Annotated in this window: 24 protein-coding genes; 8 read left to right on the top strand and 16 right to left on the bottom strand. The window is 67.4% G+C overall.

The window, feature by feature from the left end; genetic code table 11:
- Positions 1–370: 370 nt before the first annotated feature.
- Complete coding sequence (locus ACX80J_RS09745; RefSeq protein ID WP_459344628.1) at positions 371–811, bottom strand: hypothetical protein; 441 nt, start codon at positions 809–811, stop codon at positions 371–373.
- Between the two features lie 186 nt (positions 812–997).
- Here ACX80J_RS09745 and ACX80J_RS09740 point away from each other — a divergent pair, with 186 nt between their 5' ends.
- Entirely contained in the window at positions 998–1,234 is a 237-nt protein-coding gene (locus ACX80J_RS09740) for a hypothetical protein (protein WP_459344627.1), read from the top strand.
- Here the strand turns inward: ACX80J_RS09740 and ACX80J_RS09735 are convergent.
- From ACX80J_RS09735 to ACX80J_RS09695, 9 genes are all read right to left on the bottom strand, one after another.
- A complete protein-coding gene (locus ACX80J_RS09735) occupies positions 1,216–2,070 on the bottom strand; it encodes a sigma-70 family RNA polymerase sigma factor (RefSeq protein ID WP_459344626.1) in 855 nt (284 codons plus the stop codon). The genes ACX80J_RS09740 and ACX80J_RS09735 overlap by 19 nt on opposite strands.
- Before the next feature lie 171 nt (positions 2,071–2,241).
- Positions 2,242–3,789: an amino acid permease gene (locus ACX80J_RS09730; protein WP_459347615.1), complete on the bottom strand. Its 1,548-nt coding sequence runs from the start codon at positions 3,787–3,789 to the stop codon at positions 2,242–2,244.
- 9 nt (positions 3,790–3,798) lie between these two features.
- The gene (locus ACX80J_RS09725; protein WP_459347614.1) at positions 3,799–5,214 is read right to left on the bottom strand and encodes an aspartate ammonia-lyase; all 1,416 of its coding nucleotides are present in this window, start codon (positions 5,212–5,214) and stop codon (positions 3,799–3,801) included.
- An 8-nt stretch (positions 5,215–5,222) separates the two neighbouring features.
- Positions 5,223–6,281, bottom strand: coding sequence for an asparaginase (locus tag ACX80J_RS09720; protein WP_459347613.1), 1,059 nt, complete (start codon positions 6,279–6,281; stop codon positions 5,223–5,225).
- A 60-nt stretch (positions 6,282–6,341) separates the two neighbouring features.
- A complete protein-coding gene (locus ACX80J_RS09715) occupies positions 6,342–7,070 on the bottom strand; it encodes a FadR/GntR family transcriptional regulator (RefSeq protein ID WP_459344622.1) in 729 nt (242 codons plus the stop codon).
- A 145-nt stretch (positions 7,071–7,215) separates the two neighbouring features.
- Positions 7,216–8,070, bottom strand: coding sequence for an ABC transporter permease (locus tag ACX80J_RS09710; protein ID WP_459347612.1), 855 nt, complete (start codon positions 8,068–8,070; stop codon positions 7,216–7,218).
- 9 nt (positions 8,071–8,079) lie between these two features.
- Complete coding sequence (locus ACX80J_RS09705) at positions 8,080–8,976, bottom strand: ABC transporter permease (protein ID WP_459347611.1); 897 nt, start codon at positions 8,974–8,976, stop codon at positions 8,080–8,082.
- Positions 8,977–9,010: 34 nt separating this feature from the next.
- Entirely contained in the window at positions 9,011–10,207 is a 1,197-nt protein-coding gene (locus ACX80J_RS09700) for an ABC transporter substrate-binding protein (RefSeq protein ID WP_459344619.1), read from the bottom strand.
- Positions 10,208–10,242: 35 nt separating this feature from the next.
- On the bottom strand, positions 10,243–11,310 hold the full coding sequence (locus ACX80J_RS09695) for an ABC transporter ATP-binding protein (protein ID WP_459347610.1): 1,068 nt from the start codon (positions 11,308–11,310) through the stop codon (positions 10,243–10,245).
- 134 nt (positions 11,311–11,444) lie between these two features.
- On the opposite strand from ACX80J_RS09695, the gene ACX80J_RS09690 reads away from it, so the two are divergent.
- From ACX80J_RS09690 to ACX80J_RS09680, 3 genes are all read left to right on the top strand, one after another.
- Positions 11,445–12,197 (top strand): FadR/GntR family transcriptional regulator, encoded by a 753-nt coding sequence (locus ACX80J_RS09690; protein WP_459344617.1) that lies wholly within the window; start codon positions 11,445–11,447, stop codon positions 12,195–12,197.
- A gap of 4 nt (positions 12,198–12,201) precedes the next feature.
- Positions 12,202–12,891, top strand: a complete 690-nt coding sequence (locus ACX80J_RS09685) for a cache domain-containing protein (RefSeq protein ID WP_459344616.1) — start codon at positions 12,202–12,204, stop codon at positions 12,889–12,891.
- Positions 12,892–13,014: 123 nt separating this feature from the next.
- Positions 13,015–13,353 carry a nuclear transport factor 2 family protein gene (locus ACX80J_RS09680; protein WP_459347609.1) on the top strand — a complete coding sequence of 113 codons (339 nt, stop codon included), beginning with the start codon at positions 13,015–13,017 and terminating at the stop codon, positions 13,351–13,353.
- Here the strand turns inward: ACX80J_RS09680 and ACX80J_RS09675 are convergent.
- The gene (locus tag ACX80J_RS09675; RefSeq protein ID WP_459347608.1) at positions 13,272–13,625 is read right to left on the bottom strand and encodes a glutamate-cysteine ligase family protein; all 354 of its coding nucleotides are present in this window, start codon (positions 13,623–13,625) and stop codon (positions 13,272–13,274) included. The two genes, ACX80J_RS09680 and ACX80J_RS09675, sit on opposite strands and share 82 nt — an antisense overlap.
- 35 nt (positions 13,626–13,660) lie before the next feature.
- Here ACX80J_RS09675 and ACX80J_RS09670 point away from each other — a divergent pair, with 35 nt between their 5' ends.
- From ACX80J_RS09670 to ACX80J_RS09660, 3 genes are all read left to right on the top strand, one after another.
- Positions 13,661–14,287 carry a TetR/AcrR family transcriptional regulator gene (locus tag ACX80J_RS09670; RefSeq protein ID WP_459347607.1) on the top strand — a complete coding sequence of 209 codons (627 nt, stop codon included), beginning with the start codon at positions 13,661–13,663 and terminating at the stop codon, positions 14,285–14,287.
- Positions 14,284–15,900 (top strand): MDR family MFS transporter, encoded by a 1,617-nt coding sequence (locus ACX80J_RS09665; RefSeq protein WP_459347606.1) that lies wholly within the window; start codon positions 14,284–14,286, stop codon positions 15,898–15,900. Before ACX80J_RS09670 ends, ACX80J_RS09665 begins: the two co-directional genes overlap by 4 nt.
- A gap of 233 nt (positions 15,901–16,133) precedes the next feature.
- Entirely contained in the window at positions 16,134–16,328 is a 195-nt protein-coding gene (locus ACX80J_RS09660) for a YegP family protein (RefSeq protein WP_459344611.1), read from the top strand.
- A 138-nt stretch (positions 16,329–16,466) separates the two neighbouring features.
- On the opposite strand, the gene ACX80J_RS09655 is transcribed toward ACX80J_RS09660, so the two are convergent.
- The 5 genes from ACX80J_RS09655 to ACX80J_RS09635 form a co-directional block, all read right to left on the bottom strand.
- Positions 16,467–17,249, bottom strand: coding sequence for an SRPBCC family protein (locus ACX80J_RS09655; RefSeq protein WP_459347605.1), 783 nt, complete (start codon positions 17,247–17,249; stop codon positions 16,467–16,469).
- A 126-nt stretch (positions 17,250–17,375) separates the two neighbouring features.
- Positions 17,376–17,666, bottom strand: coding sequence for an alpha/beta fold hydrolase (locus ACX80J_RS09650; RefSeq protein ID WP_459347604.1), 291 nt, complete (start codon positions 17,664–17,666; stop codon positions 17,376–17,378).
- Positions 17,666–18,190 carry an alpha/beta fold hydrolase gene (locus ACX80J_RS09645; protein ID WP_459347603.1) on the bottom strand — a complete coding sequence of 175 codons (525 nt, stop codon included), beginning with the start codon at positions 18,188–18,190 and terminating at the stop codon, positions 17,666–17,668. The genes ACX80J_RS09650 and ACX80J_RS09645 overlap by 1 nt, the downstream gene beginning before the upstream one ends.
- Before the next feature lie 46 nt (positions 18,191–18,236).
- Positions 18,237–18,638 (bottom strand): VOC family protein, encoded by a 402-nt coding sequence (locus tag ACX80J_RS09640; protein WP_459347602.1) that lies wholly within the window; start codon positions 18,636–18,638, stop codon positions 18,237–18,239.
- Positions 18,639–18,760: 122 nt separating this feature from the next.
- A complete protein-coding gene (locus tag ACX80J_RS09635; RefSeq protein ID WP_459344607.1) occupies positions 18,761–19,120 on the bottom strand; it encodes a hypothetical protein in 360 nt (119 codons plus the stop codon).
- A 91-nt stretch (positions 19,121–19,211) separates the two neighbouring features.
- Between ACX80J_RS09635 and ACX80J_RS09630 the strand changes: the two genes are divergently transcribed.
- A complete protein-coding gene (locus ACX80J_RS09630; RefSeq protein ID WP_459347601.1) occupies positions 19,212–19,802 on the top strand; it encodes a hypothetical protein in 591 nt (196 codons plus the stop codon).
- Positions 19,803–19,857: the final 55 nt, after the last annotated feature.

The raw sequence follows: 19,857 nt of genomic DNA, 5'->3' as shown, positions 1-19,857 counted from the left end.
CATTTTGAGGTCCTCAGAGCAGCTGGCCGGCCGGGTCGGGTGCCGCGGGGGAGCCCGTCGTCGGACTGATGCCGACGAGCAGAGCGACATGGACTTCGATGAGGGCCGATGAAGCCGCCGGTCAATACAGTGATCCCATGCAGCGAGTCGTCGCCCTGGCCTTCGTGATCGACTGCACGGGCTGCTCCATTGTCCGACTCCTGTTTAGGGCCCGACCTCCGGGCCACAGGAGTAACACTGGCTGGTCGCGGCCCCGCAGAAGAGTAGTAAAAACGCCCACCACCGATAGAATCCGGCCACAGGAGCTCCCGCCGGCTCCCCAGAGAGGTGCGGCACCTGTCGTCGTGCCCTGCGTGTCCCTGCTGACGGTCTATCGGAGAAGGGAATCCACGGTGTCCTGGGAGTAGGGGAGGACTCCGTCGAAGGGCGTCAGGGTGAACCACTCGCCCTCGTGCCGGTTCGCGAAGATCAGCACGTCGGACGCCGTGTCGAGCGGATCGCCCTCGGGATACTGGCTGCCCGCGGTGCAGGTCACCGGCATCGACGAGATCCGTACTGTCCCACTCGGCAGATCGCCTTTCAGCACCTCGGCCACGTCCACCCGGTAGGAGTGCGCCTCGGCATCGTAGATCGACTCGGTCCCATCCCGTTCCGTTCCGACCCCGACGATCACCAGCTCCGCCTGGTCGAACCTCTCCTGCAGCGTCTCGAAGCGGACCCAATCGACGCAGGTCGTGCCCGAAGGGTAACCACAGCCGGCGAGGCCGGGGAGGAACAGAGCGATGCCGAGACTTATCGCGATAGCTCGCATGTGCAGAGGATATAGAGGGATGTGTCCCCGGAGCGGCGAGCCCTGAAATCGTGATGGAACAGTGCCGCACCGACACCGCTGCTGGCTGTCCGCGATCGGTCACATTTCCCCCTCGCCACTCGTCATACAAGTGCAGGGCATCGGAGCCCTGCCGGGGAAGCCCGCCTCAACCGAAGGATGATCACCATGAAGACGATGACCTGCAGCCAGCTCGGCGGCCCGTGCGACCACGCCCTCCGGGGTGACGACGCCGACGCGGTGATCAAGGCCCAGGACCGCCATCTCCGCGATGCCGTCCGGGCCGGCGACACCAGCCATGCGCCGGCACATGAGGAGATGAAGAGCCGGTGGCGTAGGCCGCTCGCCGCGATGGGCTGGTACCGCGACACGAAGAAGGCCTTCGCTCAGCTGTCGGAGGACTGAGCCGGTCCGTCCGCATGGCGGCGCTGCACCGCGGCCAGTGCTTCGGGGGCGGCCCGGAAGGTGATTCCGCTGACCCGGCCGCCGGCGACGGTGAAGTCGAAGACCACTTTGACCTCGCCGCGGTGGATCCACGCCGCACCTGGGCGCGAACCGAGGAACACCGCGAACGCCGTCTTGGCGGCGCCGTTGAAGAAGGAAGCCACTTGCTGGCGCCCCGCCATCCTCTGCGGGGTGCCCAGCGCGACAGCGGCGTCGTCGCCCGTGACGATCACGTCGGGAGCCAGCAGTTCGAGCAGGCGGCCGAAGTCACCTCCGCGCGCGGCAGCGAGGAAGGCATCGACGACCTGCCAGTCCGGCATTCTGGCGGGGGAGGGGCGGGCGACCTTGGCACGAGCCCGCGAGGCGAGCTTCCGGGCCGAGTCGGGGCTGGCGTCGAGGATGGTAGCGATGGTCGCGAAGTCGACGTCGAAGCTCTCGTGAAGGACGAACGCCACCCGCTCTCGAGGCGTCAGGCGTTCGAGCACCACCTGCAGGGCGAGGCCGACAGTGTCAGCCAGGGCCACCTCGTCGGCCGGATCCGGCGAGGTTTCGGCGGAATCGTAATCCTCGAGTTCGTCCTGAGGCACGGGCGTCTTCGCCCTCAGCCTGTCGAGGCACAGCCGGGTGGTGACGGTGGTCAACCAGGCCGGGACATGGTCGATGTGCTCAACGGACGACAGGCGCAGCCACGCCTGCTGGACGATGTCCTCCGCTTCGGCGTGGTCGGAGAGAATCCGCTCGGCCAGGCGGAGGAGCCGCGGGCGCTCGCCCTCGAACATCGCCGTCTGCTCGTGCATATCGACACGCTTTCTCCTCGTCCTTCGACATCCTAGGGAGAAAAGGGCGCCGTGGCACGAGCTGCAGCAGCAGGAAGGGCGACGTCGCCACCGGGGGGAAGCACGAACGGACGCAGAGTCCCCCGCGGTGCGCGGGTTCCTCTGCGTCCGTTCGCTCCAGCGATGCCGGATCTAGTCGCGGGCCTTCGCGCCAGGACCGGGACGGTTCGCCACCAGAGGGTAGGGGCCGGTGTGGCCGTCACGGACTGCCGCGAGTTCCAGCACGCGGTCACGGCACAGCCGCCAGCCGAGCATCAGCAGGGGGATGATGACCACCAGGGAGCCGATGGTCCACGTGCCCACCGGCGAGTCGAAGGCCATCAGGACCAGCACCGCCAGGAGGAAGGCGAGGGTGATCCACCCGGTGACGGGAGCGCCGGGCATGCGGAAGGCGGGGCGCAGCAGCTCGCCGCGCTTGGCCAGCCGTGCCAGCTGCATCTGGCACAGGACGATGACGCCCCAGGTGCTGATGATGCCGAGGGATGCGACGTTCAGCACGATCTCGAACGCCTGGGCGGGAACCACCGCGTTGAGGACGACGCCGAGAAGGGCGACGGCCGCGGTCAGGGCGATGCCGCCGTACGGAACGCCTGCCTTGTTCATCCGTGACGCGAACTTCGGGGCGGAACCTGCGACCGACATGGAGCGCATGATGCGGCCCGTGGAGTACAGGCCGGCATTGAGGGAGGACAACGCCGCAGTGAGGACCACCAGGTTCATGATGGCGTCCACGCCGTTCACCCCGATGGAGCCGAAGAACGTCACGAACGGGCTCTCGCCGGCCTTGTAGGAGGTGTAGGGCAGCAGCAGCGAGAGCAGGATGAGCGACCCGACGTAGAACACCGCGATGCGCACGATCACCGTGTTGATGGCCCTGGGCATGATCTTCTCGGGGTTCTCGGTCTCGCCCGCCGCGGTGCCGATCAGCTCGATCGAGGCATAAGCGAACACGACACCCTGCATCACCACGACGGCGGGCAGCAGGCCGTTGGGGAACATGCCACCGTTGTCCGCGATGAGGCTGAAGCCGACCTCCTGGCCGTCCACGGGAGTCCCGAAGATCACGAAGTAGATGCCCACGACGAGGAAGGACACCAGGGCGACCACCTTGATCAGCGCGAACCAGAACTCGAGTTCCCCGAACACCTTGACGCTGATGAGGTTCAGGCCCAGCACCAGGATCAGGGCGGCCAGGGCCCAGGCCCACTGCGGCACGTCCGCGATCGGCGCCCAGTACTTCCGGAAGAAGTTCATGTAGAGCGCGACGGCCGTGATGTCGACGATGGCGGTCATGGCCCAGTTGAGCCAGTACAGCCAGCCCGTGACGAAGGCGGCCTTCTCGCCGAAGAACTCGCGGGCGTAGGAGACGAACGAACCGGAGGAGGGCCGGTGCATGACCAGTTCGCCGAGGGCCCGGAGGATCATGAAGGCGAAGAAACCGCAGACCGCGTAGCTGAGGATGAGCGCGGGCCCTGCCGCGGCGAGGCGGCCGCCGGCACCCATGAAGAGGCCGGTGCCGATGGCGCCACCGATAGCGATCATCTGGACTTGCCGGGGCTTCAGGCCCTTGTGGTAGCCCTCGTCCTCGCGGTGGAGGGTCGCCTCGGAGGCGTGGGCGTGTACGGGGATCGTGTGGTCGGAGATGGCCGGTTGCTGCGTGGCCGGTTGTTGCTGTGTCATGACGGTCCTTTACTTGCTCAGGTTGGCGAGGCGCCGCGGGCTGAGGAGTTCGGTGAGCTGCTCGCCGGTGAGCAGCCCGTGTTCGAGTACGAGTTCTGCAACGCCCTTGCCGGTGGCGAGGGCTTCCTGGGCGATGGCTGTTGCGGTGGCGTAGCCCAGTTGCGGGTTGAGGGCCGTGACCAGGCCGATGGATTGTTCCACGGTGAGGCGGAGGTGCTCGGTGTTGGCCGTAATGCCCCGGACACAGCGGGCCGCGAGGGTGCGGCAGGCTGCTTCCAGGTGGGAGATGCTCTTGTGGAGGCTGTGGACGATGATCGGTTCGAAGGCGTTGAGCTGCAGCTGGCCTGCTTCCGCAGCCATGGTGATGGTGACGTCGTTGCCGATGACCTCGTAGGCGACCTGGCTGACCACCTCCGGGATGACCGGGTTGATCTTCCCGGGCATGATCGAGGAACCGGACTGCACCGCGGGGAGGTTGATCTCACCGAAGCCGGCACGCGGGCCGGAGGAGAGCAGCCGCAGGTCGTTGCAGATCTTGGACAGTTTCACGGCGACGCGCTTGAGCACGCCGGAGAGGTGCACGAAGGCGCCGACGTCCTGCGTCGCCTCGATCAGGTCCACGGCCGTGACGAGCGGCAGGCCGGTGATCTCCGCAAGATGCCGGCAGGCGGCCTCGGCGTACCCGGCGGGGGCGTTCAGGCCCGTGCCGATCGCCGTCGCGCCGAGGTTGATCTCATGGATCAGCAGGTCGGCTTCCGCCAGGCGGAGCCGATCCTCGCCGATCGTCACGGCGTAGGTGCCGAATTCCTGGCCGAGAGTCATGGGGACTGCATCCTGGAGCTGCGTGCGGCCCATCTTCACGACCGTGCGGAACTCGAGGGCCTTGGCAGCAAAGGCGTCTTCGAGCTCGGTGAGCGCTTCGAGCAGCTCGCGGGCGGCGAAGATCGTGCCCAGCTTGACCGCCGTGGGATACACGTCGTTCGTGGACTGGCTGAGGTTGACGTGGTCATTGGGGTGCAGCCGCGCGTAGTCGCCCTTCGGGTGCCCGAGGATCTCCAGGGCCCTGTTGGCGATCACCTCGTTGGCGTTCATGTTCGAGGACGTCCCGGCACCGCCCTGGATGACGTCCACCACGAACTGCTCGCTGAGCCGGCCCGCCATGATGTCGGCACATGCTTCCTCGATGGCCCGGGCGCGCTCGCCGTCGAGCAGGCCGAGCTCGTGGTTGGTGCGGGCGGCGGCGAGCTTCACGGCGGCCAGGCCCCGGACCAGATGCATGTTGGAGGACAGGGGCTGGCCGGTGATGGGGAAGTTCTCCACCGCGCGCAGCGTGTGGACCCCCCAGTACGCCTGGGCGGGGACGTCCCTGTCGCCCAGGAGGTCGTGCTCGGAGCGGAACGGGGCAGTGGAGTAGGAGTCGGTCATCGTGGTCCTTAGGGGGCTTCGTCGGCGGGCGTGGACAGGAAGTCGAGGGCCTGGAGGGTGCCGACGGTCCGGCCTCCGCCGAGCACCGCGGTCCGGGCGATCGGGGCCAGCGGTCCCGTGTCGACGCCGAGCGCTTCCAGTGCGGCGACGGCGACGGGCATGCGGGCGCTGTCCCCGCCGTCGGAGATCTTGACCGCCACGGCCCGGCCGTCCGGCAGACCGATCAGCTGGACGCCCTGGAAGCCGTCCTTCGCCACGGCACCGGGGACGAGCCGCATGAGCTCCGTGACGTCACGGTGCTCGCCGGCCACCATGTCGGGGTGCCGTTGCATGGCCAGTCCGACGGCGGCTTCCGCAGTCGGCGTGCCCACCGCTCCCTCCGCTTCCGCGGCAGCGCGGGCAAGAACGCCGAACGCGCGGGCCATGCCGCGGAGGGTCAGGGCGAACAGCGGGGTTCCGCAGCCGTCGGTGGACAGTTCCGAGGGCTGTTCATCCGTCAGGTCGGCGACGGACTCGGCCACCAGCCGTTGCAGGGGGTGGTCGGGATCGAGATAGCCCGTAACCGGCCAGCCGTTGATCACGCAGGTGGCAGCCATGGAGGCGTGCTTGCCCGAGCAGTTCTGGGTCAGCTGCGTCGCCGTCCCGCCCGCGCGGAGCCACTCGTCCCGCTCGGCGGTTCCGTACGGGAGGTCGGAGCTGTTGTCCAGCACGTCCGGGGCCAGTCCGTGCATCGCCAGGATCCGTCGGACACCGTCGACGTGCTGTGGAGCGCCGGAGTGGCTGGCCGCGGTGAGGGCGAGCAAATCGGCGGGAAGATCGAGCCCGGCACGCACCAGGGCGACGGCCTGGAGCGGCTTGAGCGCGGAGCGCGGGTAGAAGGGAGCCAGCGGATCGCCCGCTGTGAGGAGGGTCCGGGTGCCCGTGCCTTCCTCGGCGGTGGCGATCAGCGAGCCGTAGTGGATGCTCTCCACGAGCCCGTCGCGGGTCTGCGCGGCGAGGGGCACGTGCTGCGGAAGGTGATGCAACGCCGGTTCCGGGGCGGGGTCGGCTAGGGCAGGGAAGGGCATGGAGTCCTCGGGGGTGACGTTTTGGCGGTCGACTACAGGGTGACGGGCACGCTGGGAGACTTACGGACTGAGAATGGAGTCGAGGGCGGCGCCCACCGCGTGGAGGTGGCGGCTCATGGCGGCGCAGGCCTCCTCGGCGTCGCCCGCCTCCACGGCGGCAAGGATCTGCTGGTGTTCGCGGTCGGACGCGTGCTGACGGTCGGTCACCATGTTGAGGGTCTCCGACTGGTGCGCCAGCGCATCGCGGATGTTGGAGACGACGTCCTCGAAGACCTGGTTGTGGCTGGCCCGGGCGATCGCGACGTGGAAGCCGGAGTCGAGGGCGACCCAGGCTTCGGGATCGTCCTCGGCGGCCATGGCGGCCACGATGTCCCGTAGGGCTTCGAGCTCGTCAGGGGTGCGCCGTTCCGCGGCGAGCCCTGCCGCGGGTACTTCGATGTGGGGACGGGCCTCGGTGAGGTCCAGGGCGGAGTACTGGCCGAGCACCAGGTCCTTGGCCACGTGGTTCGCCAGCACGAACGTGCCGCGTCCCGTCCTGGTCACGGTCAGTCCGAGGGCGTTACAGGAGCGCAGGGCCTCCCGGACCACCGACCGGCTCACGCCGTAGCGCTGTGCGAGGGCGGCTTCCGAACTGAGCTTCGCACCCACCTCCAGCGCTCCGCTCTCGATGTCGCTGCGGAGAGCATTGAAGACGGCCTCGGCGGCACTGACGCGGGCCAGCGGATAGCTCGTGGCGGCCGGCGGATCGGCGGGCTGCTGTCCGGCTGTCCGGCTGTCTGACAGGTTCACACGAGAAATATGGCACACATCACACGCCCACGTCAATGCGGCCCGGGCGTACCGGCCTGCGAGGTCACCGCGCATGACGGAAACGGAGGTGCTTGCGCTCAACCCGCCTCCGAGGCCGCCGCCCGGGAGCCGAAGGGTACCTTCGTCAGCGTGCCGTCGAGGACGCCTTCGTGATGCCGGGCGACGCCTTCTTGCGGCTCCGGGTCGTCCCGATGGCATCACCGGACAGGCGCTGTGCGAGCCAGACCGGGACGACGGACGCGATGATCAGGACGACGGCGACGACGTTGACCACGGGTGCCTGGTTGGGACGGAAGAGATTGTTGAGGATCCACACGGGGAGCGTCTGCTGGCCGGCTCCGATGGTGAAGGTGGTGACGATGATCTCGTCGAAACTCAGCGCGAAGGCGAGGAGGCCACCGGCGACCAGGGCCGAGCGGAGCTGGGGGAGCGTCACGAGCCGGAAGGTGGTAAAGATGCCGGCCCCGAGGTCCGAGGATGCTTCCTCGAGGCTGCTGTTCGTCCTGCGGAGCCTGGCGATCGCGTTGTTGAACACGGTGACCATGCAGAAGGTGGCGTGGGCGATGATCACGGTCCAGAGGCTGAGGGAGACCCCGAGCACCGTGGTGAACAGGTTGTTGAGGGCGATGCCGGTGACGATGCCCGGGAGGGCGATCGGCAGGATGACGAGAAGGTTGATGACGTCCTTGCCGAAGAAGTCGTGCCGCTGCAGCGCCAGGGCCAGGAGGGTCCCGAGGACCAGTGAGATGGCCGTGGAGATGAGGGCCACCCACAGGGAGGTGGCGAGGGCTTCCCGGACGCCCTCGGACTGGAAGGCCCGCGACCACCATTCCAGGGTGAAGCTGCGCGGCGGCCACCCGAAGCTCCGGTCGCTGTTGAAGGAGTTGACGACCACCAGGAGCAGCGGCACGTAGATGAAGAGCAGGACCACCGCCGTGAGGGTACCGAGGGTGATGCGGGCACTTCGGGACAGTTTCACTCCGGGCTCCTAGAGATTGTTCAGGGCGCCGGTGCGCCGCACGATGAGGAGGTAGGCCATGATGACCGCGATGGGGATCAGTGCGACAGCAGAGGCCAGCGGCAGGTTGTTGGCGGCGCCGACGTTGGCGTAGACGACGGTCCCGAGCATCTGTGTCGTCCCGCCGACGATCTGCGCGGTGATGTAGTCGCCCAGGGTGAGGGCGAAGGTGAAGATGGTGCCGGCGATGATGGAGGGCACGAGGATCGGGAGGATGACCAGCCGGAGCGTGGCGAGAGGCTTTGCGCCGAGGTCGCTCGAGGCTTCGAGCAGGGAGTCCGGCACCCGTTCGAAGCCCGCATGGATCGGCAGGATCATGTAGGGGAGCCAGATGTAGGACAGCGCGATGATGACGGCCGCCTCACTGTAGCCCGGACTGTTGATGCCCAGCCATTCGAGCAGACCGCCCTCGGCCAGGACGTTGCGCCAGGCGTAGGCCTTCACGAGGTAGCTGGCCCACAGCGGCATCAGGATGGCGACGACGAGGACACCCCGCCAGCGCGGCGAGGCGACCTTCGCGATGAAGAAGGCGATGGGGAGCGCGAGCACCATGTCGATGAGGGTCACGAGGACAGCGATCCGCAGCGTCCGGAGGGCGATCGTCTGGTAGACGGGATCGGTGGTGACCTGGATGAGGTTGTCCAGGGTCCACGTGGTGGACACCTTCCCGGTGAAGGTGTCCACCGTCCACAGCGCGGTGATGAGCAGTGCGCTCAGCGCCGCGATGTAGACCAGGATGAGCCAGGCTGCCGGGGCGGTCAGGAGACCGGCGAGGCGCAGGCGCCCCCGCCGATACAGCAGTGCGGACAGTGCCTGCCGTGCGGGTCTCCCCGGGGCGGCGTCAGCTGGGCGTGTGTCGACGGACATGTCCCGACTCTTCCTTTCCTGTCGTCGTTCGGGGTCAGCCCTTGATTTCGGTCCAGGCCTTGGTCCACTCGGAGTAGTCGGTGCACTCGACATCCGTGCGGCCGTCGATGCAGTCGGCCACGGGCGTGGTCCAGTACCAGATCTGGCTCGCGTAGTCCTCATCGCCGGAGTGGTAGGTCTCGCAGTGCGACGTGTCCTTGGTCAGCTCGCAGGCGGCGGGGGTAGCCGGTGATTCTCCGAAGTACTCGGCCACCTGCGCGTTGATCTCGGGGCTGGCGATGTGGTCGAGCCACTTGTAGGCGCAGTTCTTGTGCTCGGACTCGGCGCCGATCATCCAGGTGTCGGACCAGCCGGTGGCACCCTCTTCCGGCAGCACCGTCTTCACATCGGCGCCGTCGGCCTGCGCGATGTTCGCGCCCACCTGCCAGGTGGTGCCGATGACACTGCTGCCGCTGGCGAAGGACTGCACTTCCTTGACGACGTCGGACCAGTATTCGCCGACGTGCTCGCGCTGGGCCTTGAGGAGGTCGACGGCAGCGGCCAGCTGATCGGCGTCGAGCGCGTAGGGGTTGGTGATGCCGAGGTCGGGATTGTGGGCCATCAGGTAGACGGCCGCGTCCGCGATGTAGATGGGGGAGTCGTAGGCGGTGACTTTCCCGGAGTTCTGTTCGGCGTCGTCGAAGACGCTCCGCCAGGAGGTGGGGGCAGGTGTCACCTGGTCCGCCCGGTACATCAGCACGTTCGCTCCCCAGCCGTGGGGAACGCCGTAGTTGACGCCGTCGACGGTGTTCCAGAGCTGGTCCTTCAGGAAGGGGTAGATCCCCTCGTAGCTTTCGACCAGGTCCACGTTCACGGGTTCCACATCGCCGCCGGCGATGAGCCGCAGCGACGCGTCGCCCGACGCGGAGACGACGTCGTACTGTCCGCTCCGCATCAGCGTCACGGCCTCGTCCGAGGTGCCGAAGGGCTTGAAATCGACCATGCAGCCCGTCTCCTCCTCGAACGAGGACACCCAGTCGACGGCCGGATCATTGGTGCCGTCCTCGACGTAGCCGGGCCACGCAAGGATCGAGAGGCTGCCTTCGCCCTCGCCGACCTCGGACTGCGCCGTGAGTTCGGGGGCGGATCCCTGGCCCTCGGTGGAGCCGTTGCTGGTGCCGCAGGCGGTGAGGGCGAGCAGGGTCGCCGTCGTGAGGCAGAGAAGGGGCAGGGATGACTGGGTGCGTGCCATGAAGGTGCCTTTCGGGTTGGGGAGGAGGGAGTGGGTCAGGATGCCGGCGGGAGCCAGACGACGTCCTGCTGGTTCCAGGACAGGACTGCCGGCTGGCCGACGGCGAAGTCTCCGCCTCTGCCGGCGGTCACGGGGATGAGTGCGACGGCGGTCGTCCCGTCGTCGAGGGTGCCCCGGACCTGCGTGGCGTGGCCCAGGTAGACCAGGGCGGTGACCGTCATCGCGATCCCCGTCCCGGGCCCCTCCGGGGGGAGGGTGCGTAACTGGATGCGCTCGGGCCGCACGGAGAACCGGTCGTCCCGGCCGTAGAGGGACCGGGCCAGGGTGCCGGGGAAGATGTTGGACGTCCCCACAAAGTTGGCCACGAATGATCCGTTGGGCCGTTCGTAGATCTCCTCGGGAGTACCGACCTGCTCGATCCTGCCCTTGTTGAACACCCCGATGCGGTCGCTCATCGTGAGCGCTTCCTCCTGGTCGTGGGTGACGAAGATGAAGGTGATGCCGAGCTCCTGCTGCAGCTCCTTCAGCTCGACCTGCATCTGCTGGCGCAGCTTGAGGTCGAGTGCACCCAGGGGTTCATCCAGCAGGAGCACTTTCGGCCGTACGACCAGCGCCCGGGCCAGGGCGACCCGCTGCCGCTGGCCACCCGACAACTGGGACGGGCGCCGGTCGAGGAAACCCCCGAGCTGAACCTGCTCCAGTGCTTCCGCCGCCCGCTGCCTGCGGACCGCCTTGTTCACGCCCCGGACCCTCAGTCCGTACGCCACGTTCTCCAGCAGGCTCATGTGCGGGAAGAGGGCATAGTCCTGGAAGACGGTATTCACATCCCGCTCGAAAGGGGCCCGCGCGGACACGTCCTTGCCCTCGAGTTCGATGACTCCTGCGGTCGGCAGTTCGAAGCCGGCGATCAGACGGAGGACTGTCGTCTTTCCCGATCCCGAGGGGCCGAGCATGGAGAAGAACTCCCCGGACCGAATCTCGAGGTCCACGGAGTCCACGGCGGTCGTCTCGCCGAACCGCTTGGAAAGGCCTACGAGCCGGATGGCCGGCCCTGCAGGCGCAGTCTTCCTGCGCGAGGTCTGAGGCATGGCTGCCGAGGTCATCCGAGGCCCTTTCTCTGCTGCCGAGGCGGCTGCTTCCGTGTGAAGCCCGTCACAAGCAAGGCGTCCGAGAAAGACTATAACTTCATATCTATTATGTATATACGAGTGTGTTAACTTCTCGTTACAGTGAAGCCATGGACCATCATCGGGCGTCGTCGAGGGGCTTATCGGCCGTCTTCGCACCGATCAGGACCGGAGGCCTCGCGGAAGAGGTCACCCGGCGGATCGAGCAGGCGCTCGAGACGGGCCTTCTGAGGGGCGGCCAGCGGCTGCCGCGGGAAGTCGAGCTCGCAGCGGCCCTCGGAGTCTCTCCCGTCACCGCGCGGGAGGCGCTGTCCATCCTCCGCGAGCGCGGGCTGATCACGACGGTCCGCGGCCGCAACGGGGGCAGCTTCATCATCGACGGCTACCTGCCCTCCACGGACCTGGCGCTCCAGAACCTGCAGGCGACGACGCGACTGCAGATCAACGACCTCGGGTTGCACTACGAGGCCATCGCCTCGGCCTGCGCGGGCATCGCTGCGCGTCGCGCCGATGCCGCCGACCTGCACCGCCTGCACCAATACCTGCGCCCGCACGAGGACACGCTGCTGTCCTGGCGCCTGGTCGATTCGGAATTCATGCTGGAGGTCGGTGCCATTGCCCGTTCGGCCCGCCTCGGCAGGGAGTTGGTCCGCATGCAGGCGGACCTCGGGACGCTCACGGTACTGCCCTACACCGACGACGTCTTCCGTGAGTCCTCGGTGGAGCACAGGAACGAGGTGGCAGGGGCCATCGGTGAGGGAGATGTCCTCGCCGCCCAGAACGCGACCAGGGACCTCATCCATTCGATGGTTTCCTGGCTACTCAGGCGGAGGGCACGTGAGCTTCCGATGACGAAAGGGTGAGGACGTGACGACGGAGCTGCTGCCCGCGGTGACGCGGATCCGCGCACGGATCGATGGCGTGCAGTCCGGTCTGGCCGCCTGGGCCGTCGAGTTGGGGCACCACCTGGCCGACGTCCGGGGCAAGGTCCACGGATCTGCCATCGATGCCCTCGCCCTCCCTGCCGTCGAGGCGATGCTGGGCGACGCCGACCGCTACATCACCGGGGCGGGATTCATCGCGGGGTCCGGCCTGGTCGCAGCCGACCGAAGCTACATCGCCTGGTGGCAGGGCCCGGACCTCGAACGGGTCGACGCCCTCGCCAACTTCAGCACGAGCTCCATGGACCGTTACCTCAGGGCGGAGTGGTTCCGTGTTCCCTTCGAGACCGGGGAACCGCATGCCACGGGCCCCTACATCGATTTCCTGTGCACGGACGAGTACGTCATGACCTTCACGCACCCCGTCGTCCTCCAGGCAGGCGGACCCGTTGCGGGAATCGTCGGGGCGGACATCTCGGTGCAGTCACTCGAAAGGATGCTGCTGGGATCGCTGACCGCCCTCGGACCCACGGCGACGCTCGTCAACAAGGGCGGACGCGTGATCGTGTCGGCCGCGGACGAGGTGGAACCCGGCGACCTCGTCGCCGAGGGCGATCTCACCACCTCGCTCGATGTCGGTGACCACCTCGTCCTGCTGCTGGACCCCGTCACCTGACAGGCGCCGCGGCCGTCCAGCCGCGCCTGGGACGATGACGCCGGCACCGGGACCCCGAGCGGATCCCGCTTGTCCGAGGGCGCCGGTCTGGACAGCCGCCGGTGGCATGGTCAGGATCAGTACATGGTGCTTCCACCCCGCGAGGCGGTTCTCCGATTCATGCGCGCGTTCCATCAGCAGGAGCGGGACGTCGCCGAGTCGATGATGGCCGACGACTTCGTCTTCACCAGTCCCCAGGACGACCACATCGACAGGAGTGCCTGGCTGGAGCGGTGCTTCCCGTCGGCGGGCCACTTCGACGGGCCGGCACGGACCCTGCAGATCATCGACGTCGACGGCATCGTCCTGCACCGGTACGAGTACGACGTCGCCGGCCGCACCTACCGCAACATGGAGGCGATCCGGGTACGGGACGGCATGATGTGCGAGGTCGAGGTGTACTTCGGGGGAGCTGTCACGTAATCGGGCCCCGCGGTCGGCCATCTGTTCCAGGCCTGGAAACGATAGCTGGCGAACCCCGAGTCGGCGGCGTTCCAGTACGGCGAATTGGCGGTGATGGCCAGGAGGGGCGGGAGCCACACCCGGATGCGGTCAGGGACGGCCACGCCTTCCTCCTCCGACTCGATCTCCACGTGCATGTGGCAGCCGCAGGTCAGCTGCTCCACTGCGGTGAGCCCGAACCGCTGCACCGTCTGCTCGGAGACGATCCGGTAGAGCACCAGCGTCCGGTGCATTTGTGCACCATTTGCAGTTGCGCAAGAATAAGGGCATGACTGAGAGCTCCGCCCCGTCGCTGCGGGAGCGCCAGAAAGCAGAAACATGGCTGGCCCTCCATCATGCAGCCGTCGCATCGGTCCTGGAGCGGGGTCTGGAAAGCTCCACCATCGAGTCCATCACCGAGCGGGCCGGCGTGTCACAGCGCACCTTCTTCAATTACTTCCCGTCCAAGGAGGATGCTGTGCTAGGCCTGCGGGCCCCCGTGCTGGATCCGGTGCTGCTGGAGGGTTTTTCCTTCGCGGGGGACGTGCTGGGCCAGGTCTCGCGCCTCCTCCTGGCGGTCGCGGGCAGTTCACACGAGGGGGTGGACCAGGTCCGGCGCCGTGAGCTGACCCGGCAGTACCCCCACCTGATCCACCGCCTGATCGAGCGCATGAACGAGGCCGAGACTCTGGTGCGCGGCGCTCTGGCCGGCCTGCTGGCCGACAATCCGGAGTGGGTCGCGGGGATGGAGGAGAGTGGCGTGGACGACGTCGCCCGCATCACCGTCATGACCGCCGCCATTCCCTTGCGCTTCACCGTCGCTTCCGGCGCCTACAGCCCCGCAGCCGGCCTGGCGCCCGAGGATCTCGGGCCCGCTCTCGCACTTTTCCATTCCGTACAAAGGAAACTTCTATGACACCTCCAGCCGTCCCCGCCGCGGCACCGGCCGAAGGAAAACAGCACATGGTGCTGCTCTTCATCGGCCTGATGCTCTCGATGCTCCTGGCCGCGCTCAACCAGACCGTGCTGAGCACGGCGCTGCCCACGATCGTGGGCGAACTCCACGGTGTCGACGAGATGCTGTGGGTCATCACCGTGTTCATCCTCGCCTCGACGGTGACCATGCCCATCTACGGCAAGCTCGGGGACCTGATGGGACGCAGGGCCCTGCTGATGGCCGCCATCGTGCTGTTCATGATCGGTTCGGTCGTGGGCGCCCTGGCGAACGACATGGCCGTGCTCATCACGGCCCGCGTCATCCAGGGCCTCGGCGGCGGCGGTCTGATGATCCTGTCGCAGGCGGTCATCGCCGACGTCGTTCCGCCTCGGGAACGCGGCAAGTACATGGGAATGATGGGCGGCGTCTTCGCCATCGCCTCGGTCGCCGGCCCCTTGCTGGGCGGCTGGTTCACCGAGGGGCCCGGCTGGCGGTGGGTGTTCTGGATCAACATCCCCCTGGGGCTGCTGGCACTGGCTGGTGCCGTGTTCTTCCTCAAGCTGCCTCGGCACTCCGGCAGGCCCCGCCTCGACCTGGGCGGCATGGTGCTGCTGGCGATCACGACGACCTGCCTGGTGCTCTTCGCCACCTGGGGCGGCAGCAAGTACGCGTGGAGCGACCCGATCATCCTCGGGCTCATCGCCGGCACGGTCCTCGGCGCCGTCGCGTTCGTGCTCGTGGAGCGACGGACCGCCGAGCCGATCATTCCGCTGCACCTGTTCAGGGACCTCAACTTCAACCTCGCCACGATTGCCGGTCTCTTCATCGGGGTGGCCATGTTCGGGGCGATCGGCTACCTGCCGACGTACCTCCAGATGGCTTTCAGCGTCAACGCGACCAAGTCCGGCCTGCTCATGATCCCGATGATGGGCGCACTCCTGGTGGCATCGGTGGTCTCGGGCCAGCTGGTCAGCCGCACCGGCCGCTACAAGTGGATGCCCATCGCCGGCGGCGTGCTGGTCGCCGTCGCCCTGGTGCTGCTCTCCACCCTGAAGCCCGGGTCGCCGCTCTGGGAGATCTGCGCCTATCTGGCCGTCATGGGCCTCGGGCTGGGCCTGAGCATGCAGATCATGGTGCTGATCGTGCAGAACTCGTTCCCGCTCCGCGAGGTGGGTACCGCTACCGCGTCGAACAACTTCTTCCGCCAGATCGGCGCGACGCTGGGCTCGGCAGTCGTCGGAAGCCTCTTCGCCCACCGGCTGGCCGACCTGCTGGTCGAAAGGCTGCCCGCCGCGGCCGCCGGGGGCGGGGCTCCGGGAGGATCGAACTCACTCACCCCGGCCCTGGTCGGCCAGCTGCCGGCGCCGATCAGGGAGGCCGTCATCTCCTCCTACAACGACGCCCTGACCCCGATCTTCGTCTGGATGGTCCCGCTGGCGCTGATCGCCGCCGTGCTGATGTGCTTCGTCCACGAAAAGCCGCTCGCTACCGCCGTCGAACACGACGTACTGTCCGAATCGATCTCCGAGGGCAGCATCCTGATCACGGCGGACGACGACGCGCCCGTCCCGGCCACCCGGTCGGCGCGCTAGCCGGGCGGAGCACTGGCCGGACTGGGCGAGGCGTCCAGCGGCGGCCGCGGCCCGTCCGGATCTGCCCCGCTGGAAGGGGGGATCAGGCCGTGAGTCACAAGGGCGGGAACGGACGGGTTTGCTGTTGCCTAAACGAACGGCAGCAGGTGTTAAAGGGGTGGCGCGCATTCCGCGGGGGCCCTCGGTCACCTGTTCCGGCAGGCTGGCCGTGCTTCAGGACAGAGGAGGCACACGTGGCAGGACGATTCGAGATCTATCACGAGGACGGGGAGAAATTCCGGTTCCGGCTCACGGGGGACGACGGGGCCACCCTGGTGACGAGTGAACCCTATGACGACAAGGACACCGCGGTGGCGGGGATCAACGGGATTCGGGACTGTGCCGCTTCGGCACTGATCGCCGACCTGACACTGGGACAGCCGTCCTGAGTCCCACGGGGCTCGTGCCCGGGGGACTCAGGACGGCGCCGGGGGTGGGTAGCTCGGGCGGGCGACCACCGGACTGCCGGGCTCCTGCAGAAGGAGCCCGGCAGCAACCGGTGCGTGCTCGCCGCGGGTGACCTGGGGTTAGAGCGCCCCGCCTGTCGTGCGGTTCCTGTCGGTCACGGACGCGTCGGTCTCGTCCACAGGGCGGAGCGTCTCCGTGGTGCCCGGTGAGAGACTCTCGTCCGGGCCGGTGTAGACCTCGGGGGTGCCACCATCGACGGGGGTGATGGTGACGTCTGCTGAGACGCCCTCGGTCTTCTCGGAGTTCTTCTTGCTCGCGGCGACACCGGCGACTGCTGCTGCAGCTGCGAGACCGACGCCCGCGGCGACCTTGCCGGACACTCCGGCCTTACCGCTGTCCCCACGTGAGGCCGCAGCAGCGTCAACGCCGGGCTGACCGACGGTGGAGCCGGCTCCTATGGACCCACGCCAGGCGCCTGTCGCATAGCCCTCGTCCTCGATGAACGCCTTGAAGCGTTCCAGGTCAGCCTCGGCCTGGTTCTCCACGACATTGAGCTTGTCGCCGATCTTCTCGACCAGGCCCTCCGGCTCGTACTCGAGCACGAGGTTGATCTGCGTCTGCCCGCCGCCGAGGTCCTCGAAGGACACAGAGCCAGCGTTCGTCGCACCCTCCGTCGCAGCCCACGACACCCGCGTGTCCGGCACCTGCTCCAGGATCCGGGCCTCCCACTGGCGACGCACGCCGCCGATCTCGGCAACCCAGGTCTGGCGCTCGTCATCGAGCTGCGTGATCGATTTGACCCCGCCCATGAAGTGGGGGAACTCCTCGAACTGGGTCCACTGGTTGTAGGCCACACTCACCGGTACGTTGACGAGGATTCTCTTTTCAACCTTCGTGCTCATAGCGACTCCTTCGGTTGTTGCATGAAACGGAGAACAGGAATGAGACATCATCCCAATTCATCAGCATGCTTAGCATAACGTCCGGAATCGATTGTTGGCGAGGCCCGGCGTAAAGGACCGCCGTCGTCAGTCTGTGAAGAACTCGATGAGGTGCGGTGCCACCGCCTTCTCGGAGACCTGGTGGGTCTGGCCGTCGAGGACGCGGTGCTGGGCCCCCGGAATCGTCTCCGCGACCGTCCGTTGGGCTGCGGCCATGGCGGGAGCTGCCTTTCCGCCGACCATGACCAGCGTGGGCACCGATATCGTGGCCAGCCGCTCGACCGGGGCATCGAAGTTGTTGGTGACCCTCGTCTCGTACGGCAGCGTGTTGGCAGCTGCGGTCTGGGATTTCCAGACTCCGGGAATGACGTGCAGCATCAGTGGAACGAAGGCCGGAGGCCGATCATCTTGACCAGGAAGTAGGACACCATCGCTCCGCGCCTGTTGTCGGCGAGCATCTGCTCGAGGCGGGCCGCGTGGTCCACGGGAACCCCGTCGGCTCTTCCGATGCCGGTGTAGGGTGCTTCGAAAATCGCCAGTTTACGGATCGGGATACCTGAGGCCGCCGTTTCGAGCGCCAGCGCGGCGCCGGAGGAGATGGCGTACACGTAGGGATTTCCTCCGGCCGCGGTCATGACGGCGGCGAGGTCCTCGATCTCCCGCTGCACGGCATAGGGTTTCGTGTCGCCGCTCCCGCCGCGGCCGCGACGGTCGTAGAAGAACACGGTGAACGACGAGGCCAGTTCCTCGGCGAGCTTGCGCGCGGGTCCGAAGGAGCGGCCGCAGAACGCTCCGTCCACCAGGACCACGCTCGGTCCGGTTCCGGTCCTCTCGTACGAGATCGGCGTTCCGTCCGCCGACCGAACCTCTGCAACGGTCGTGCTGTCCGTGTTCTGCTTCATGACGAGGGCCTTTCGATGAGAAGTCCCGGTGAGTGCAGGGCTTGTGCTAACTGAGCCAGTCGCTGCGGTTCCGGATCTCCTGCACGGCCCAGCCGTTGCCGTCCGGATCCGAGAAGTAGATGAAAGCGGACGCGTCGCCGTCTCCCATCCTCGTGACGGGAGCGACGTCGACTCCGCGCTCCAGCAACTCCGAGCGGGCTGCTTCGACATCCCGCACCACGAGCTGGAGACCGGAGACGGGCGGGCTTCCATCGGAACCCATTCCCTCCATGACCACCACGGAGCAGGATGATCCCCTAGGTGTGAGTTGGACGATCCGGACCCCCGGCGCGGGGGACACGTCATGGTCCAGGACGAAACCGACCTGGTCCCGGTAGAACGTCAACGAGCGGTCGATGTCGCTGCTGGGCAGGACGATCACTTCGAGTTTCCATTCCAGGGCGGTCATACCGGAACCCTACAGCCACTCTCACCGTCTGAACCGGGGATCGGGGCGAATATCGCCCTCCCGGACCGCCGACCGGAATTCTTCGAATGCAGCGCACACAAGGGCGAATGGCCGGGTCGGCGTCACTGGCCGGCCGTGCCGGCGTCGGACCAGCGGACCTGGCTGGTCGCATGGTGGGCCCGCACCAGCGTCCGATGCAGCTCGGCGGCCTGGCATGCGGCGGTCTGCAGCTCGAAGGCCGCCTCGAGCACGCCGTCCACGCTCTGCCTGTCGTCGGCATACTGCGAGCCCGCCTGCAGCTGCTGATGCCACCTCCCCAACCGGTCCAGCACATGCGCGATCCTCTCCTGCACGTGCACCAGTTCCCCCAGGGCGTCCGGTCCTTCGGAGGGGACGGCGAAGGCGGTGCCGGACGAAGCAAGCTCGCGGGCAGCGACGTGGAGCGCCAGTGCGCGTTCATATGTGCCGGGCTTCCTGTCCATCAGAACCCTCCCTGAAAGTGCTGGCCTAATCCTGGCTATGACCTTACTGTCGACCTCAAGGGGCGCCGTCCGCGCCCGTAGGCGGTAGGACATGCTGGTCTTCAAGGTCCATGTTGAAGCGGCTGAGGATGGGTTCGTCGTGACCTGTCCGGATGTCCCTGCGCTTCATCACCGGATCGCCTCGCTCTGGGACGCGTGCGACGTGCGGACCGTCCTCGCCGGGCTCAACGGGGTTCCCGATGATCTCGTGTGGTTGCAGATCAGGGCGCAGATCGGTGCAGTCACCGTCGTCTCCGACGTCCATCCACTGCACTGGGTCGCCTTCCACTCCGTTGCACGGCCGGCGCATCCCTCCTTCGATCGCGGGACCCTCGTCTTCGACCATGCCCTGACCGCCCTGCAGCACGAGGCCGATCAGGCCGATCGGGAAGGGCGTGCCCATGCCAGGGTCAAGGTGATCGTGTCGTTCCTGGACGGCACGAAGGTCCAGGTGCCCCGGGCAGGGGGCTACCCCCTCTCCGATGTCATGGACGGCACCCGTGCGACGCGGGACTTCAGCGGATGGCTCAGGTCCCAGCTGACCGGCCAGGTACACGCGGCGTCGAACTGGCATGCTCCTGTCGTCGGCCTGCAGGTGGGTGTCTTCGCTCCTGAAGCCGCCGATGCCCGGCGCTACCGCTGAACCGGGAGCACCGGGGGAGGCCCGTTCTGTCGTGGGGCCCCGCTGCCACCGCGTT

It is taken from the genome of Arthrobacter rhamnosi, assembly GCF_054510975.1.
The sequence above is the reverse complement of the archived record's forward strand: the minus strand, read 5'-3'. Positions and strand labels throughout refer to the sequence as shown.